This is a genomic window from Janthinobacterium sp. BCJ23 (assembly GCF_059617945.1).
The window spans coordinates 427,172-443,318 of sequence record NZ_JCAQAW010000005.1 but is presented as its reverse complement, the minus strand read 5'-3'; the positions used below and the strand labels follow the sequence as shown (position 1 = coordinate 443,318).

At 60.9% G+C, this 16,147-nt stretch carries 14 protein-coding genes and 1 rRNA gene; 6 read left to right on the top strand and 9 right to left on the bottom strand.

Going from position 1 to position 16,147, the window contains the following annotated elements:
* Positions 1–103 (bottom strand): 16S ribosomal RNA (locus AC54AG_RS18970); the annotation flags it as partial.
* Positions 104–585: 482 nt separating this feature from the next.
* Between AC54AG_RS18970 and AC54AG_RS18965 the strand changes: the two genes are divergently transcribed.
* A complete protein-coding gene (locus AC54AG_RS18965) occupies positions 586–1,965 on the top strand; it encodes a sodium-dependent transporter (protein ID WP_496631276.1) in 1,380 nt (459 codons plus the stop codon).
* Here AC54AG_RS18965 and AC54AG_RS18960 read toward each other — a convergent pair whose 3' ends face one another.
* The 7 genes from AC54AG_RS18960 to AC54AG_RS18930 all read right to left on the bottom strand — a co-directional run bounded on the left by AC54AG_RS18960 (position 1,966) and on the right by AC54AG_RS18930 (position 9,415).
* The gene (locus AC54AG_RS18960; RefSeq protein ID WP_070303132.1) at positions 1,966–2,580 is read right to left on the bottom strand and encodes a M15 family metallopeptidase; all 615 of its coding nucleotides are present in this window, start codon (positions 2,578–2,580) and stop codon (positions 1,966–1,968) included.
* The gene (locus AC54AG_RS18955; RefSeq protein WP_034752410.1) at positions 2,580–3,482 is read right to left on the bottom strand and encodes a LysR family transcriptional regulator; all 903 of its coding nucleotides are present in this window, start codon (positions 3,480–3,482) and stop codon (positions 2,580–2,582) included. Before AC54AG_RS18955 ends, AC54AG_RS18960 begins: the two co-directional genes overlap by 1 nt.
* Before the next feature lie 83 nt (positions 3,483–3,565).
* The gene (locus AC54AG_RS18950) at positions 3,566–4,366 is read right to left on the bottom strand and encodes an N-acetylmuramoyl-L-alanine amidase (protein ID WP_496631275.1); all 801 of its coding nucleotides are present in this window, start codon (positions 4,364–4,366) and stop codon (positions 3,566–3,568) included.
* Entirely contained in the window at positions 4,363–5,313 is a 951-nt protein-coding gene (locus AC54AG_RS18945; RefSeq protein ID WP_496631274.1) for an N-acetylglucosamine kinase, read from the bottom strand. The genes AC54AG_RS18950 and AC54AG_RS18945 overlap by 4 nt, the downstream gene beginning before the upstream one ends.
* A gap of 123 nt (positions 5,314–5,436) precedes the next feature.
* Positions 5,437–7,098: a glycoside hydrolase family 10-like protein gene (locus AC54AG_RS18940; RefSeq protein ID WP_496631273.1), complete on the bottom strand. Its 1,662-nt coding sequence runs from the start codon at positions 7,096–7,098 to the stop codon at positions 5,437–5,439.
* 91 nt (positions 7,099–7,189) lie between these two features.
* A complete protein-coding gene (locus AC54AG_RS18935; protein WP_072456197.1) occupies positions 7,190–8,488 on the bottom strand; it encodes an MFS transporter in 1,299 nt (432 codons plus the stop codon).
* Between the two features lie 45 nt (positions 8,489–8,533).
* A complete protein-coding gene (locus tag AC54AG_RS18930; RefSeq protein WP_034752419.1) occupies positions 8,534–9,415 on the bottom strand; it encodes an N-acetylmuramic acid 6-phosphate etherase in 882 nt (293 codons plus the stop codon).
* A 186-nt stretch (positions 9,416–9,601) separates the two neighbouring features.
* Between AC54AG_RS18930 and AC54AG_RS18925 the strand changes: the two genes are divergently transcribed.
* The gene (locus tag AC54AG_RS18925; RefSeq protein WP_496631272.1) at positions 9,602–10,660 is read left to right on the top strand and encodes a helix-turn-helix transcriptional regulator; all 1,059 of its coding nucleotides are present in this window, start codon (positions 9,602–9,604) and stop codon (positions 10,658–10,660) included.
* Positions 10,661–10,787: 127 nt separating this feature from the next.
* Positions 10,788–11,933 (top strand): nuclear transport factor 2 family protein, encoded by a 1,146-nt coding sequence (locus AC54AG_RS18920; protein ID WP_496631271.1) that lies wholly within the window; start codon positions 10,788–10,790, stop codon positions 11,931–11,933.
* Between the two features lie 2 nt (positions 11,934–11,935).
* On the opposite strand, the gene AC54AG_RS18915 is transcribed toward AC54AG_RS18920, so the two are convergent.
* Positions 11,936–12,676: a GntR family transcriptional regulator gene (locus AC54AG_RS18915; protein WP_034752424.1), complete on the bottom strand. Its 741-nt coding sequence runs from the start codon at positions 12,674–12,676 to the stop codon at positions 11,936–11,938.
* A 226-nt stretch (positions 12,677–12,902) separates the two neighbouring features.
* On the opposite strand from AC54AG_RS18915, the gene AC54AG_RS18910 reads away from it, so the two are divergent.
* The 3 genes from AC54AG_RS18910 to AC54AG_RS18900 all read left to right on the top strand — a co-directional run bounded on the left by AC54AG_RS18910 (position 12,903) and on the right by AC54AG_RS18900 (position 16,133).
* Positions 12,903–14,231, top strand: a complete 1,329-nt coding sequence (locus AC54AG_RS18910) for a serine hydrolase domain-containing protein (RefSeq protein WP_496631270.1) — start codon at positions 12,903–12,905, stop codon at positions 14,229–14,231.
* 81 nt (positions 14,232–14,312) lie between these two features.
* Complete coding sequence (locus AC54AG_RS18905) at positions 14,313–15,599, top strand: D-amino acid dehydrogenase (RefSeq protein ID WP_496631269.1); 1,287 nt, start codon at positions 14,313–14,315, stop codon at positions 15,597–15,599.
* Positions 15,600–15,680: 81 nt separating this feature from the next.
* On the top strand, positions 15,681–16,133 hold the full coding sequence (locus tag AC54AG_RS18900; protein WP_319991909.1) for a YchJ family protein: 453 nt from the start codon (positions 15,681–15,683) through the stop codon (positions 16,131–16,133).
* Positions 16,134–16,147: the final 14 nt, after the last annotated feature.

The following is a 16,147-nucleotide window of genomic DNA, read 5'->3' as shown; positions in this document are numbered from 1 at the left end:
TTCGCCACTCGCCACCAGAGCAAGCTCCGTGCTGCCGTTCGACTTGCATGTGTAAGGCATGCCGCCAGCGTTCAATCTGAGCCAGGATCAAACTCTTCAGTTTAATCTCTGTTACTTTGCCGTTTTACCGGCACCATCATTGCTGATGGGTCGCTCACTCAAAAAACTGACAGGCCACTACTTTCGTAGCGCCTATTTCATTATTTCTTGTGAACATTTGATATTTTAAGTTTTACGACAATCCGAAGATCATCGCTGCACTTACATCAAATGCCCACACTTATCGACTGTTAATTGTTAAAGAACTGTATTCGGTACTGCTTTCGCGCTATCGACAAAGCGTTGTGTTTGTCAGCTGCGAAGAAGGAAGAGTATGAAGCATTTCGCTAAATCCGTCAACTCCTTCTTTTTACTGCATCGCCGTTTCCGGTGATCCTCAACTGCCGCATTTGATTGCGTCTCATTGGGGAGGCGAACTATAGCAAAGGGCCCCGGGAGTAGCAAGGCTTTTCCCGGGTATTTGCGGCCAACTGCTACAATTTCGCCCCCTCAGCGCAAATTCGCGTCCCACATAGAAGATTCACCATGAAACAACAAGCTCAAGGATCAGGCCTGACCCTGAAACGGGCTGGCTTTACCACTGGCTTCGGCGTACTCGCCGCCACCCTCGGTTCCGCAGTCGGTCTCGGCAACATCTGGAAGTTCCCCTATCTGACAGGCGCCAATGGCGGCGCCGGCTTCCTGCTCATCTATCTGCTCGCTACCTTATTAGTGGGACTGCCTGTGATGATCGCGGAAATCACTCTCGGACGTCGGGCCAAGGTCAATCCCATCTCGACCATGGAGCAGCTGGCACCGAAGGGCAAGCCCTGGTGGCTGGTCGGCGTCATCGGCATGATCGCCGCCTTCCTGATCGTCGCGTTCTATTCGGAAGTGGTGGGCTGGGTGTTCGCCTATATTGCCAAGGCCATCGATGGCTCCATTCTCAGCAGCGACAAACTGGTGACGGAAGCGGCCTTCGCCTCCCTGATCAGCAATCCCCTCCAATCGCTGTTGTGGCAATGGGGCGTGCTGCTGTTTATCGGCGGCATATTGATGCTGGGCGTAACCAAGGGTATCGAGGCGATCGCCAAGAAACTCATGCCGCTGCTGTTCCTGTTACTCCTCCTGCTCTGCGCGGTCAGCCTGTCGCTCGATAAGGCGGGCGAAGGCCTGGCATTCCTGTTCCGTCCTGATTTTTCCAAGCTGACAGCTTCCGTCGTGCTGACAGCCATGGGCCTGGCCTTCTTTAAATTGTCTGTCGGCATGGGCACGATGATGACCTACGGCAGCTATTTCCGCGACGACCAGAATATCCCCGTCACGACCTTGCGCGTGATGGCGGCCGACCTCGGTGTATCGATGCTGGCCGGCATCGCCATCTTCCCCGCCGTGTTCACATTTGGCTTCGCACCCAGTGCGGGACCGTCGCTGGTATTCATCACCATTCCCGCCGTGTTTTCGCAGATTCCCATGGGGCAAGTCCTGATGGTGGTGTTCTTCATCCTGGCCGCCGTCGCCGCCACGGGGGCGATGCTGTCGCTGATGGAAGTGCCCGTGGTGATTTTCCATGAACGCTTTGGCTGGACACGCACCAAGGCCACCATCGTGACCATGCTGCTGCTGGCCGTGCTCGGTTCCGTGTGCGCGCTGAGTAACAGCACTCTGGCGGACTTCAAGCTGTTTGATTTGAATATGTTTGATCTGTTCGACTTCGTCTCATCGAATATCTTCCTGCCCGTAGGCGGCATCGCGATTGCCTTGTTTACAGGCTGGGCCTGGGGCAAGCAGCATTTCATCGATGCGATCAGCAATCACGGCCAGTTGCAGAACAGGCAACTGGCACATGTGCTGCTGTTCCTGCTGCGCTTTATCTCGCCCGTCTTGATCCTGATCGTGATGCTGAAGGGTTTGAAAGTCTTTTAATCAGAGTACCCGGGTGTAGGTCTGGCGCACCAGCACCCGGTCGCCGCAATCGAAATGCCACCATTCGCTGTTGATGCCAAAGAAGCCCGCCTGGAACATGGCGTCGCGCAACAATCGGCGATTGTCCACTTGCTGCTCCGTAATTTCTCCCCTTTCCCGCATCACCAGTTCCAGTGCCGGATGCGAGCGCTCACTCAGGTCATCAAAACCCGTGCCCATGTCCAGTTCCTGCCCATCCGGGCCGACGATGGTGATGTCGAGCGCCATGCCGAACGAGTGGATCGAGCCACGCGATGGCTCGGCGATGTAGCCGAGCAACTCCGTTCCCTGCAGCGCATCCCATAGTTGCTGCTGCACCCGCTGCGGGCGCAGGGCGTCGAGCACCAGCAGATGATGATCGGGCCGCCGCTCGGCCAGCCACGCCACGGCTTTCTCCAGCGCCACTGCCGCATCGCGATGCAGCCAGGCGCAATCGATGGGGCTGTATAAGTCGCGGCCGACAAAATTGTCGGGCGTGGCATAGCGCAAGTCGACGGCGATGCCGGCGATGCTGCTCAGGTGGCGAAATTGCGGATCATTACTCACCGCTTCCAATTGCAGACTTGCAACAGACATCAGACTCCTCTTTCCAGGCAATTGCGCGCCGCCACGCCGATGCTGTCGGCCAGGCGCCGCGCGCCATGCGACAGCGGCGAATGGCTCGCCGTCAATAAATACAGTTGGATCGGTATCGTGGGCGCCCAGGGACGGCGCTGCAGCCGCTCGGGCGAGCCGGACGCGGCCGTAAACGGATCGACCACGGCCATGCCGGCGCCCGCTTCCACCAGCGAACGGGCGATTTGATAAGTTTGCACTACGGTGGAAAACACGGGGTGGATATCCTGCGCCTCGCAGGCGGCGATCACCAATTCGCCTAGCGGATCGTTGTCCGTATGGCCGATCAGCTCGCCGTTCAGGCCATGCGCCGTCAACGGGGTGCCGCAATCGGCCGCGCGCCAGGTGCCGGCCGGCGCGATCACCGTCATGACGCCCTGCGCGATCGGTTCGGCCACGATGCCCGGATGGCGCGGGTCTTGCAGCGACACGGCCAGGTCCGCTTCACCGAGGCGCAAGGTATTGACGATCTCTCCCGTGTGATGTGTGGCCAGCTGGCAACGCGTGTGGGGAAAGTCGCGCCGCCATTCCGTCATGGCGAACGGCAAGACGCTGATGGCAATCGTCGGCGTGGAGACCAGGCGGATGGTTTCCACCGCATGGCCCTTCAGGCTGGCCGCCAGGCGGCGGATGCCCAATAAATCGCGATTAAGCTTTTCTGTTTCTACAAACAAACGGTGCGCCTCGGGTTTCGGGTACAGCTTGCCCCGCACGCGCTCGAACAGCGGCATGCCCAGTTGCAATTCGCAATGCTGCAAGACCTTGGTCACGGCCGGCTGCGAGATATGCAGCACCTGGGCGGCGCCGCTGATGGTGCCAACTTGCATGATGGCGTGAAACACTTCGATATGACGCAGCCGCATGAGCTATTCCTTTACCTTGCCGTGGCCGCCTGGGCCGTCAACGTTCAGCATATAAGAAAAAGTCATGGGCTGGAACGGCTATGCTACTTTGCAACAACAGCTGGCACCGGCGTCGTCAATACTTCCAGCAGGGCCGCCGTTTCGCCGTCGGGTGTGCCGTCAAACAAGGTGTTGCGATATTTCATCTGGAAGGCGATCAGCACATTGCGCGTCGCCTCATCGAACACGCCCGTATTCGGCGTGGCATAGCCGTGCTGGGCCAGCTTTTTCTGGAACCAGACGGCGTCCGGTACTTGCTGCTCAAAAATGAGGCGCTGCGCAGCGACACGGTTCGCATCGGGCCAGACGATCAGGCCCGCATCGGCCAGCTGGCGCCATGGAAACAGCGGACCCGGGTCCTGCTTGCGCTGCGGCGCGATCTCGTTATGGCCGAGGATATTTTCCGGCGCGATGTTGTAGCGGGCCTGGATATCTTTCAACAGTGGAATCAACTCATCGATCTGTGCCTGGGGAAACGGATACCAGAGGCGGCCTTCCGGCGTGTCTTTGTAGCCGGGGTTGACGATTTCGATACCGATCGAGCTGACATTCAACTGTGTATAAGTCTTCCAGTTACTCACACCCGCGTGATTGGCCTGGCGCGATTCGTCGACCAGCACGTAAAACTTCGGCTTGTCCGTGTCCGTCAGCAAATAATGGCTGCTGACCACTTGTTCCGTCAGGATCTTGATCGAACGGGGCAGGTCGCTGACCGTGTAATGGATGACGATGAATTTCACGCGCGGGCTCTGGCTGCGCGCATTCAAACTATGGTCGAGGTGCGGCGCGGGCGTGGTACAGGCGGAAAGCAGGGCCACCAGCAGGGCGAGGGCGATTTTTTTCATGAAAGATCCGTGTTCGGGTTAATAAAATGTTCAGTATTGGCCTGTGTATTGACCGCCGCCTTGACGGCTATCCTGGCCGCCGCGTCATGTGGACGGGCAACTTTCTGTTCCATCGTCAACGATACAGGCAAAGCGGCGCGCATGGCTGACGCGATGGCCGGGTGCAACTGCGCCGCGCGGCCGGCCAGCACCACGGGACGCGGACCATGGCGCGATACCAGCGCCAGGGCCAGGCGCGCCAGTTCCTGTCCCGCGCGCTGCAAGATGTCCAGCGCCAACGGGTCGGCATCGGCACTGGCGGCCACGGCCAGCGCCAGCCGGCCGATGGCGCCCCGGTCCTGGCCATACATGAAGGCGCGCGACAATGACCAGTCGCTGCCGCCCAGTTGCGCAAACACGGCCTCGGCCATGGGCGACGCTTGCCAGCTGCCGGGCGCCTCGTCTTCGCGGCGCCAGATGTGGCGCAAAGCTTCGCGCGCGATCCAGTAACCGCCGCCGCCATCGTCGAGCAGCACGCCGCGACCGCCCGCGCGGTGAAACACGCCATCCGCATCGATCCAGGCCGCAATCGAGCCCGTGCCAGCGTAGACCAGATAGCCTTCGCCGGGTTCAAAACTGTCGCGATAGGCGATGTCGATATCATTGCCCAAGCGGACGTCGACGGCGTCCAGCGCCAGCAACTCCGCCAGCATGTGCGCCAGCGTCACATCGTCGCCGCCAAAGCCCGTCAAGCCAGCCACCACGGCGCGCGGCTGGCCAATGGCCAGCACAGCCTGAGACAATTTCGCAAACGTGGCGTGCACAGCTGCGCGGCCCGCATCGCTGCTCATTTGCAAGGCAGACAAGCCTTCCACGGCCCCGTCCGCCACGATGGCGCCATCCGCGCCGGCCAAAGCCCAGCGTGTTTGCGTGCCGCCCGCGTCGATGCCCAGCCCGAGTACGGCCATGTCAGTATTGATTGCAGGGAAGGAAATCATGGCATGAGTGTAAAGCCAAGCGGAGCTTGCAGGCATGAAAGCTTGCGCATGTTTCATGCCTGCAGGTTATGGATTGCCGGTAAACCGGCAAAATTACTTGGCGACGACCGTAAACGGTGCGCGCACGGTGACGCGGGGGCTTTCATTGCCGAGGCGGTCCACGGCGCTGACCACCACCGCATTGACTTTACCAATGGCATCGTCGACCAGGGTCAGTTCGCCTTGCACGCCCGTGACCACGGTAAAGCGCCAGTCTTCGCCGTAGCGGGCCCAGACCGCGTACTGCGCCACGGGTTTGCCGCCGCCCGCCGTCAATTTGATGTTCAGGCTGGTGGAATCGCGGCGCAGAGCCAGCACGGGCGTACCCGGTGCTTCCTTGCCCAGCCATGGCGTGGCGGGAATCAGGGCAGGGCTTTGATACACGCTCGCCTTGAGTTGCTCGCTGACACCCTTGCGGTTCTGCATCAGGGGCACCATGCTGAAATGCACTTGTCCATTCGCGCCGGGGCGCGTGCGCGTCACTTCGATCTGCTTGATGATCTCTTGCGGCGTGAAGGACTTGGCGGAATTGTCGATACGGCTCGTGTACAGGCCAGGCCAAACATGGCGGCCATACGGGTTTTGCGCCAGCCAGTAGTCGAGCAATACGCCAAACGCTTGCGGCGCCTGCGCCACGGGCCAGTACAGCTGCGGCGACAGATAATCGAGCCAGCCCTTGGCCAGCCACAATTCCGCATCCGCATACAATTTATCGTACTGGCTGAAGCCGACGATGCCGGCAGGGCGGCGGTCCGGGCGGCCGATGCCGAACGGGCTGATGCCGAAGCGCACCCAGCTCTTTTCACGGTGGATGCCTGTATATAAAGCTTCGATCAGCTGGTTGACGTTCTGGCGGCGCCAGGAAGGGCGGTCCAGCTGGCCGCCGGCCAGCAGATATTGCTGCCAGGAAGGCTCATCGGGAAACGGCAGTTCGCGCTTGGCGCCGCCATTGCCCGCGTCCAGCGCGGCTGTTTCGGCCCCCGCACCGGCGCCAGGCGCGTCGATCGGGTACGGATAAAAGTAATCGTCGATGTGCACGCCATCGATATCGTAGCGGCGCACCACGTCGAGCACCACGTCCGTCGTGTGCTTGGAGGCGGCGGCGTCGCCCGGATCCATCCACAGGTAGCGGCCGTATTGCTTGACGGATGCCGGGTTGGTGGAAGCGAAACTGTCGCGCGCCAGCGGCGACTTGGCCGTCGCGTGACGGGCCCGGTAGGGATTGAACCAGGCATGCAATTCCAGGCCGCGCGCATGCGCCTGGGCCACCCAGAAGGCCAGCGGGTCATACAGGGGCAATGGCGGCTGGCCTTGCTTGCCGGTCAGGTATTCCGACCACGGCTCCAGCTGCGACGGGTAAATCGTGTCGGCACTAGGGCGCACTTGCAGCACAATCGCGTTCAGATTCAGGGACTTGGCACGGTCGAGAATGGCCAGCGCTTCCGCTTGCTGCTTGGCGACCGGTAAATTGCTGCGGCTGGGCCAGTCGATATTGGCAACCGTCGAGACCCAGGCGGCGCGGAATTCGCGCGGCGCCGGCGGCGGCACTTCACCCGTGATGTGCTGCACGGGCGGCACGGCCGGCAAACCCGCTTCGCCCGGCGTCGCTGCGGAGGGGATCCTGGTGCTGGTACAGCTGCTGAGCAATGTGGCGGTGGCCAGCGCGGCCAATACGCCGGCGCTGGCGCTCAGGCGTTTTTTAAAAGTAGACAACAAAACAATTCCTTGCAGTGGTGAAGCGCAGGTCTATCGGTGCGGGCATTTTACTGTGCGCCCGCCATCCATGCGGGCGCACGGTTCAAAAGAATCAGGCCTCGGCCTTCTTGCCGAATTCGGGATCGATCTTGACCAGCGCAGCCATGATGAAAGCAGGAATGGTGGCGATGCAGACCCAGATAAAGAAGTGCTGGTAGCCGAGCATTTGCTGGATCCAGCCGCTGGCCATGCCCGGCAACATCATGCCCAGGGCCATGAAACCCGTGCAGATCGCGTAATGGGCCGTTTTATGCGCGCCATCGGAGACCATGATCATGTACAACATATAGGATGCGAAACCGAAGCCATAGCCAAATTGCTCTAACGCAATGCCACCGGCGATCACATAGATACTGCTGGGCAAGGCGCTGGCCAAGTAGACGAAGACCAAGTCGGGCAGGTGGACGGACAGCACCATGATCCACAAACAGCGTTTCAAGCCGAAGCGGGAAATGATGAATCCGCCCAGCAAACCGCCCAAGGTCAGGGCGATCACGCCGATGGTGCCATAGACGAGGCCCACCTGTTCCGTGCTGAGGCCCAGGCCGCCCTTGGCGACGGGGTCGAGCAGGAAAGGCGCGGCCAATTTGAGCAGTTGCGCTTCGCCGAGGCGGAACAGCAGCAAAAAGCCGAGGATGACGACAATGTCCTTTTTCTTGAAGAAGGAAGCAAAGGTGGCGACGAATTCTTGCAACGGGGAAACACCGGCGCCCTGGATGCTGGGGCGGTCATCTTTCGGTTTCGGCAAGACAAAATAGTGGTACAGGAAGAGGGCGATGAACAGGCCCGCCAGAATGGCGAACACGACGGACCAGGCCAGCTGCACATTGCCCGTCGCATGCGTCAGATAGCCGGCCAGATACACGAGGCCGCCCTGGCCAGCGATCATCGCCAGGCGGTAAAACGTGCTGCGCACGCCGACAAAGGCCGCCTGCTGGTGCTCTTCCAGGCCCAGCATATAAAAGCCATCAGCGGCGATGTCATGCGTGGCGGAACTGAAAGCCATCAGCCAGAAGATGGCCAGGCTGATCTGGAAGAAGTGCGGCAAGGAGGTCGTCAGGGCCACCAGCGCCAGCGCGGCGCCGATCACCAGCTGCAAGCCGACGATCCAGAAGCGCTTGGTGCGGTACATATCGATGAAGGGCGACCACAGCGGCTTGATGACCCACGGCAAGTACAACCAACTCGTATACAGCGCGATATCGGTATTACTGAAACCGTAGTTCTTGTACATGATCACGGACAAGGTCATGACCACTACATAGGGGATGCCCTGGCCGAAATACAGGGAAGGGATCCACAGCCACGGCTTATTTGCGCGCGCCGCGGCGGTTTGTTTCACTAGCTCCATACATCCTTCGTTGTCTCCCAGACAGAAGAATGCCGCGCCATCGGATCACGCCGCCAGTGCCGCCCGCACACTGCCGTTCGCGCCGGCCAACAATGCCTGTGCCTGGTTTGTGTTGATTTTTTTGATCAAGGCAACAATCGCCACCTTGACGTGATAGTGGCATTGCTCCAGCACGGTTCTGGCCTGCACTTCGCTGGCGCCGGTGGCGTGCATGGTCAGACGCACCGCCCGCCAGATCAGTTTGGCGTTGGTCGGCTTCAAGTCTACCATCAAGTTTCCGTAAGTTTTATGCAAACCGACCATCAGGGCGCTGGAAATCGTGTTCAGGGTGATTTTTTGCGCCGTGCCCGCTTTCAGGCGCGTGCTGCCGGATATGACTTCCGTACCCGTGTCGAGCACGATGCCGCATTGCGCCTCGTGCGCCACGGGGGCGTCCACATTATTGGCGATGCCTATCGTCAAGGCGCCCGCCTGGCGCGCGGCCAGCAAGGCGCCCAGCACATACGGCGTGGCGCCGGAAGCGGCCAGCAAGATCACCACGTCGTTGACGTGCGGCTGCAAGGCCAGTAAATCCGCCTCGCCTTGCTGCAAATCGTCTTCCGCGCCTTCCACAGCCGTAAACATGGCGCCCGCGCCGCCGGCCAGGATGGCGACGGCCCGCTCGGGCGGCCAGGAAAACGTGGGATTCAATTCAACGCTGTCGAGCACGCCCAGGCGTCCCGACGTGCCCGCACCCACGTACAGCAGCCGTCCACCGGCCGCGATGCGGGGCAGGGCGGCCGTGATGGCGGCGGCGATGTCGGGCGACGCCAGCCGTACGGCCTCGACGGCCCAGAACTGATCATCGACCAGCGCCGCCACCAGCTGCTCCACCGGATACAGGTCCAGATCCGGATGCCGCCGGCTCGGGGTTTCAGTTTTCAACATGATTTTAGAACATGGTTGAAGGTGAAACCAGTTTAATACCAACGAGCAATATCAGCCATGAAAGGTTGGCGGGCGGGCATAACGGGAGTTTATGGCTGGTGCAGGAACGGCGGGTACTACTTGTACTTCGATACGGTTCCGTTTGTGTCTATACTTGGGTTCGACGCCAACATCAACGACATCCCCATGATCGCTCGCCAATTGCTGTTCCTGTTTAGCGCCCTTGGCGCCATCAACGGCATTTTTCTGGCCGTCTATTTTTTCAGCCGCCGGCCTCGCTGCCTCGCCGGCTGCCTGCTCGGTGCATTGCTGCTGGCCGTCGGGGTGCGCACCGCCAAATCCGCCTTCCTCTTCTTCAACCCGGCGATCGCACTCGAATTCCGCCAACTGGGTCTGTCGGCCTGCCTGCTGATCGGTCCCTTGACCTATCTGTATGTGCGCGCTTTTCTGGCCGGGCTCGGACAATTGCCTGCTGGACAACAATGGCGATGGCATCTCGGCTTGTCCTGCCTGCTCATTGGCATTGGCGTTGCCTTTCCGTATGCCGCTTATCGTTCTGTGTGGAACCTGTCGAGTCATGCCATTCATGTGTTCTGGCTATGCTACCTACTGGCGGCCGCCCGGCTGCTCTGGCAAAGCCGCCGCGCATGGTGGAACGACGGACAGCGGATGGCGACCAGCAACGTGCTCCTGCTGAGCGTCTTTGCAGGCAGCTGTGTCATGCTGGCGGCGTACGCGAGCACGCCGTTCACGTCCTATATCGTCGGTGCCTTGTCGTTCACCTTCTCGCTGCATGTCGCGGTCATGGTTTTTCTGCTGAGAAAAGAAACCTCGACGCCTGCCGAGCCAAAACAGAAGTACCAGCATAGCCGCCTGACGCACGACGATGCGCTTGCCGTGCTCGCTGCGCTGGAACAACAGATGAGCGGGCAGAAATCCTATCTGAATCCGAATCTGACCCTGGCCCAACTGGCCAAGCGGGCCGGATGCACGCAGGCGCAGGTGTCGCAGGTACTCAATGACAAGCTGGGCAAGAGCTTCACTACCTACGTCAACGAATACCGTATCGCCGAGGCGAAACAGGTATTGACGGGCGAGCCACAACTGAACATGGATACCGTTGCCGAGCGCTGCGGGTTCAATTCCAGTTCCACCTTCTACTCGACCTTCAAGAAAGTGGCTGGGCAGACTCCCGCCAGCTTCCGGGCTCAATCCAGCCAGGCGGTCCCGGCCATTTCCGCATGAAACCGCTCCGGAATCGCCATTCCGGAGTCTGACATCCTGTTTGGCGACATCAAGTCCCCTGCGCTTCGATAAATTATCGACCACCAGCGATCTGAAATAGTCGTTGCTCCGATAAACGAAATTCTTCATGCAGGGTAAAACCATGATCCAGTTTTTAGTACGAACCGTACTCGCCTGTTGCCTGCTTGGCATCACCGCCGTCAGCACCGCCGCCACCGCGGACCAGGACGAACATGCCATCCAGGAAACCGTGCACTTGTATCTGCATGGCACCAGCTTCAATGTGCAGGGCGAGATCAACCAGGCCTTCCATGCCAGCGCCCGCCTTTACCTGGACGGCAAAGACGATACGGAATGGGAGTTGAGCGGTCCGGAATACGCCAAACTCTTTAGCGATGAGAAAAAAGGGCAATTCAATGGGCGCCACGGGCGGCTGATCAATGTAGAGGTGAACGGCAAGGTGGCCACGGCCAAGGCCGAGATCCACATTCCCCGACAAGGGGTCCGCTATGTGGATGTATTCCTTTTGAAAAAGATCGCCGGCAACTGGAAGATCGTCAGCAAGTCGGCCGATCGCGAGCCAGCCGCGCGGCACGCACGCAAGGTGTTGCTGGTCGTGTCGAATGTGCATCAATATCCCGGCACAAAAGTTAACGCAGGCAATAATTTCCCCGAGCTTGCCTATACCTATGATGCATTTCGCAAAGCAGGGTACGCGGTCGACTTCGTCAGTCCCGAGGGTGGCGCCGTTCCGTTGGAAATGATCGTCACGTCGGACGAGTTGCTCAAGAAGCATCTGTACGACAGTGATTTCATGTGGGCACTGGCCCATACCAAACCCGTCGCCGAGGTCAAGGCAGACGAGTATGCGGGCATGGCTTTCGTCGGCGGCGGCGCGGCCATCGTCGGCATCCCGGACAACAAGCCGCTGCAGGACATCGCCTTGCGTATCTACGAACAGCAAGGCGGGGTGATCGCGGCCATCTGCCATGGCACCGAGGGCATCAAGAACCTGAAGCTCAGCGACGGTACTTTCCTCATCCAGGGCAAGGTGCTCACCTCGTTCCCCGATGCGTTTCTCAACAAGGAATCGCCGATCTACAAGGCCTATCCCTTTTCGGCGGAAGGCAGCATCAAGCGCCAGGGCGGCATTTTCAGGCACGGCGCCAACGGACAGAGCCACGTCGAGGTCGATGGCCGGCTGGTGACCGGCATGAGCTGGGAGTCGTCCGTCGGCGTAGCGGAATCCATGATCCGCCTGATCGAGCAGTAAGTTTATGGGGCTCGGCGCATTTCCGCCACAAAGTCGTAATGGTCGCTGCGGCAATACGAATGCGTGAGTTCCACCGCTTCGCCCGTCTCCAGGTAGGCGATGCGCGTGATGAACAGCACGGCCTGGCCATCGGGGATGCCCAGTTGCTTGGCCAGCACGTCCGTCGCATTCATGGCGCGGATGTGCTGCAAGGCGCGCACGGGGGCCTTCTTGATGCTGCTCAAGTATTCATACAGCGAGTCGCCCATGGCGTCCGGGTCCGGCACCACGCTGAAGGGCAGCACGCTCACTTCATACGCCATCACCACATCGTCGGCCAGGCGCAAGCGCTCGAGGCGCGCCACTTTCGTGTTCTGCGCCAGGCCCAGGCTCAGCTGTTCATCGCTGCTGGCGATGACGACTTCGCGCTTGAGCCAGCGCGAGCCGGGGCGGTAGCCGCGCTGCTGCAGCTGCTCGGAAAAGCTCGACAGGTTCGACAGCGGCTGCTCGATGCGCGGAGCAATATAGTTGCCCGAACCACGGCGGCGCACGACGAGGCCTTGCTCGACGAGCTGGTCGATGGCCTTGCGGGCAGTCACGCGCGATACGTCGAGCAGTTCGGACAGGGTACGTTCGGATGGCAGGGCCTGGTCTACCTGGTAGCGGCCGTTGCGTACGTCATCGCTCAGCTTGCGGGCGATCTGCATATATAAAGGCGAATTGTCATTTAAATCGACCTTGAGTTCTACGCTGGTCTGGCTCATACAGTTCTCCTTGTCCTCCTAGTGTAATAGCGATGGCGCTTGTGCGTAGCCCGTCCACCCATGAATAAATGGAAAATGGCCATAAATAACGGTTATACACTTAAAAAAACAATGTTTTACCGTACGTATAGCTTTGCATTATAGATAAATAAGCAATTTTCATTGGCGTCGTGAAGCATCCCGCCCTATGCTGGCGATGCCTCCACTACGCCGTGAACAGGGAAACATGCACAATAAAATGACGGGTTTGCTGGGCTTGCTGCTGCTGGGCACGACCTGGAGCGCACTGGCCGCCCCGCCCGGTGGCGGCAACGACCAGCAGCGCGCGCTCGATGCCACGCTATCGGCCATCGTCGATGATCCGCTCCACCCGCTGGCCAGCCTGTCCGTGCTGGCCATACGCCACGGCAAGGTGTCGTATGAGCAACAATTTGGCTACCGGCACATCGGCGCCACGCCGGCGGACAGCTTGCCCGTGACGCCGGCCACCCTGTTCCGCATCGCCTCGGTTTCGAAGATGATGACCACCTTGGGCCTGATGCGGCTGGTCGAGCAGGGCAAGCTGAGCCTGGACCAGGATGTCGGCATCTATCTGGGCTTTTCCCTGCGCAACCCGCATTTCCCCCAACAAGCGTTGACCTTGCGCAGCCTGCTCAGCCATACCTCCTCGCTGCGCGACGCGGGCGGCTATGCCTGGGGGCCGGAACGCAGCCTGCGCGACGTGTTTACGGCCGGCGGCGACAGCATGTGGGACAAACAAACGGCGCCGGGCCGCTATTTCACGTACGCCAACCTGAACTGGGGCGTGATCGGCACCGTGATGGAAAAAGTCACGGGCGAGCGCTTCGACTTGCTGATGCGGCGCTTGCTGCTCGATCCCCTCGATGTGCGCGGCGGCTATCATCCGGCGGCATTTTCTACGGCAGACGTGGCGAACACGGCCACCCTGTACCGCAAGCGCACCTTGGACACGGAAACCTGGCAGCCGCAAGGGCCGTGGATCGCGCAAGCCGACGATTTTCATGCACGCCCGCCGTCTGGCCTGGCCAATTATGTGATCGGCAGCAATGCCACCGTCTTCAGTCCCACGGGCGGCTTGCGCATTTCCGCCGCGGGACTGGGCAAGGTCATGCAGATGCTGCTCGACGGTGGACGCTATCAACATCAGCAACTGTTGCAGCCGGCCAGCATCGCCCTGATGTTTGGCCGCCAATGGCAGCTGGCGCCCGATGGCGGCAATGGCGACAGCGAACGGGGGCTGTACCGCGCCTGGGGCCTGGGCAACCAGCAGTTCGATGCGGTGGCGGGGCAGGGCAACCATCTGGTCGAGGGCGCCAGCTTCATGGCCGTGGGCCATTTGGGCGACGCGTATGGGCTCGTCTCCGCCTTCGTGCTCGATTTCCAGAACAAAAACGGCATGGTGATGCTGGTGGGCGGCACGGGCAGCGATCCCGAACAGTACCCTGGCACGTATTCCGCCATGGGGCGCAGCGAGGAACGGATACTCACCACCCTATACCGTGGTGCGATGGACAACAATCAATCCTTGCATTGAAATGGTGCATTCCTGAAAGTTATGGCTGCACCATGATGTTTCATTGGCTGCGTCGGCGGCCAGCCTCTAAGCTCTTCCCGAATGCTCCCGCACCATGGGAGCGCAACGCAGCGAGGCAACATGCAGCAACAAGTCATCATCATCGGCGGCGGCGTCGTCGGTCTGACATCGGCCTGGTGGCTGGCCGAGGCCGGCTACAAGGTCACTTTACTGGAACGCAATGAACAGGTGGCGATCGCCGCCAGCTACCGCAACGGCGGCCAGCTCAGCTATCGTTATGTGGCACCGCTGGCGGACGCGGGCGTGCCTTTCAAGGCCCTGCAATGGCTGCTGCAGAAAGATGGCCCGCTGCGCTTCCGTCCCGAGGCCGACTGGCGCCAATGGCGCTGGATGGCCAGTTTCCTGCGCAATTGCAACAGCGCCAGCAACGCCCGCACGACGGCCAAACTGCTGCAACTGGGAGAATGGAGCCGCGCCGGCATGGCGCAACTGGAATTGACCGTGCCGCCGGAAGCGTATGCGCGCCGCGATGCGGGTAAACTCATCGTCTACCGCTCGCCCGCCATCTTCCAGCGTGCCGTGGCGCGGCCCGAATCGGAAGAGGCGCGTGTCGTCTTGTCGCCGCTGGAAGCCGTGCAGCGCGAACCGGCGCTGGCCGCCTTGCGGGGTTCCCTGGCGGGCGGCATCTTTACACAGGGCGAAGCGGTGGCCGATTGCCACGCCTTTTGCCTGGCGCTGGAAGCGCGCCTGCTGCAGCACCCGAATTGTTCGCTCTTGTTAAAAGGCGAGGCGCGCCGCCTCGTCACGCACAAGGGCAGGATCACGGGCGTCGACACCAGCCTGGGCCTGTTGCAAGCGGACCATTACGTGCTGGCGGCCGGCATCCAGAGCCGCGACCTGGCCGCCACGGCAGGCATTTACCTGCCCCTGTACCCGCTGAAGGGCTACAGCCTGACGGCGCCCATCCGCGCCCAGCACCGTGCGCCCGAGATCAGCATCACGGATTTCGAGCGCAAGGTACTGTATGCGCGCATTGGTGGCGACCTGCGCGTGGCCGCCATGGTCGACATGGTGGGCGCCGACAACAGTATCGACTGGGGCCGCATCGCCGGCCTGACGCGGCTGGCGCGCGAAGCCATGCCGCACGGCGCCGACTACGACCAAGCCACGGCCTGGGCCGGCCTGCGCCCCGCCACGCCGAACAGCGCGCCGCTGGTGGGCGCCAGCAAAGTGGCAAACTTGTGGCTGAACGTGGGCCATGGCCCGCTGGGCTTTACCTTTGCCGCCGGCACGGCGCGCATCCTGGCCGACCTGATGGCCGGCAAGGCGCCGCCGTTCGCGCTGGACTTCCTCGCGCCTCAAAAATAGGCGGACTGGCGGCAGCGGCGACCGGCGCCGCCGTTATGGCGGATAATTGCGGAACTTTTCCGTTCCCCTATTTGCCAGCGCATGCCCACACTCTCGACATCTGCCGCCTGCCCCTGTGGCGGCGCCTCCTACGCCAGCTGCTGCGGCCCGTATATCGCGGGCGACGCCTTGCCGCCGACGGCCGAAACGCTGATGCGTTCGCGCTACACGGCGTTTACCTTGCGCGACGAGCCGTATCTGCTTGCCACCTGGCATGCCAGCACCCGTCCCACCGACGCTTTATTTGCCGAAGAAGAAAAAGTCCACTGGCTGGGACTTGAGGTAAAATCTGCTTTACGTTTACGTCAACGTAAAGCAGTATCAGCAGATCAAGCCGAAGAGATACACCGCGACAGCGTCGAATTCGTGGCCCGCTACAAGGTCAACGGCCGCGCGCACCGCCTGCATGAAGTGAGCCGCTTCGTGCGCGAGGCGGACAAGAGCGGTGATGGCGCCCTGCGCTGGTTTTATCTCGACGGCAGTTTTCCCGAATAGCGCGACCCGAGAGA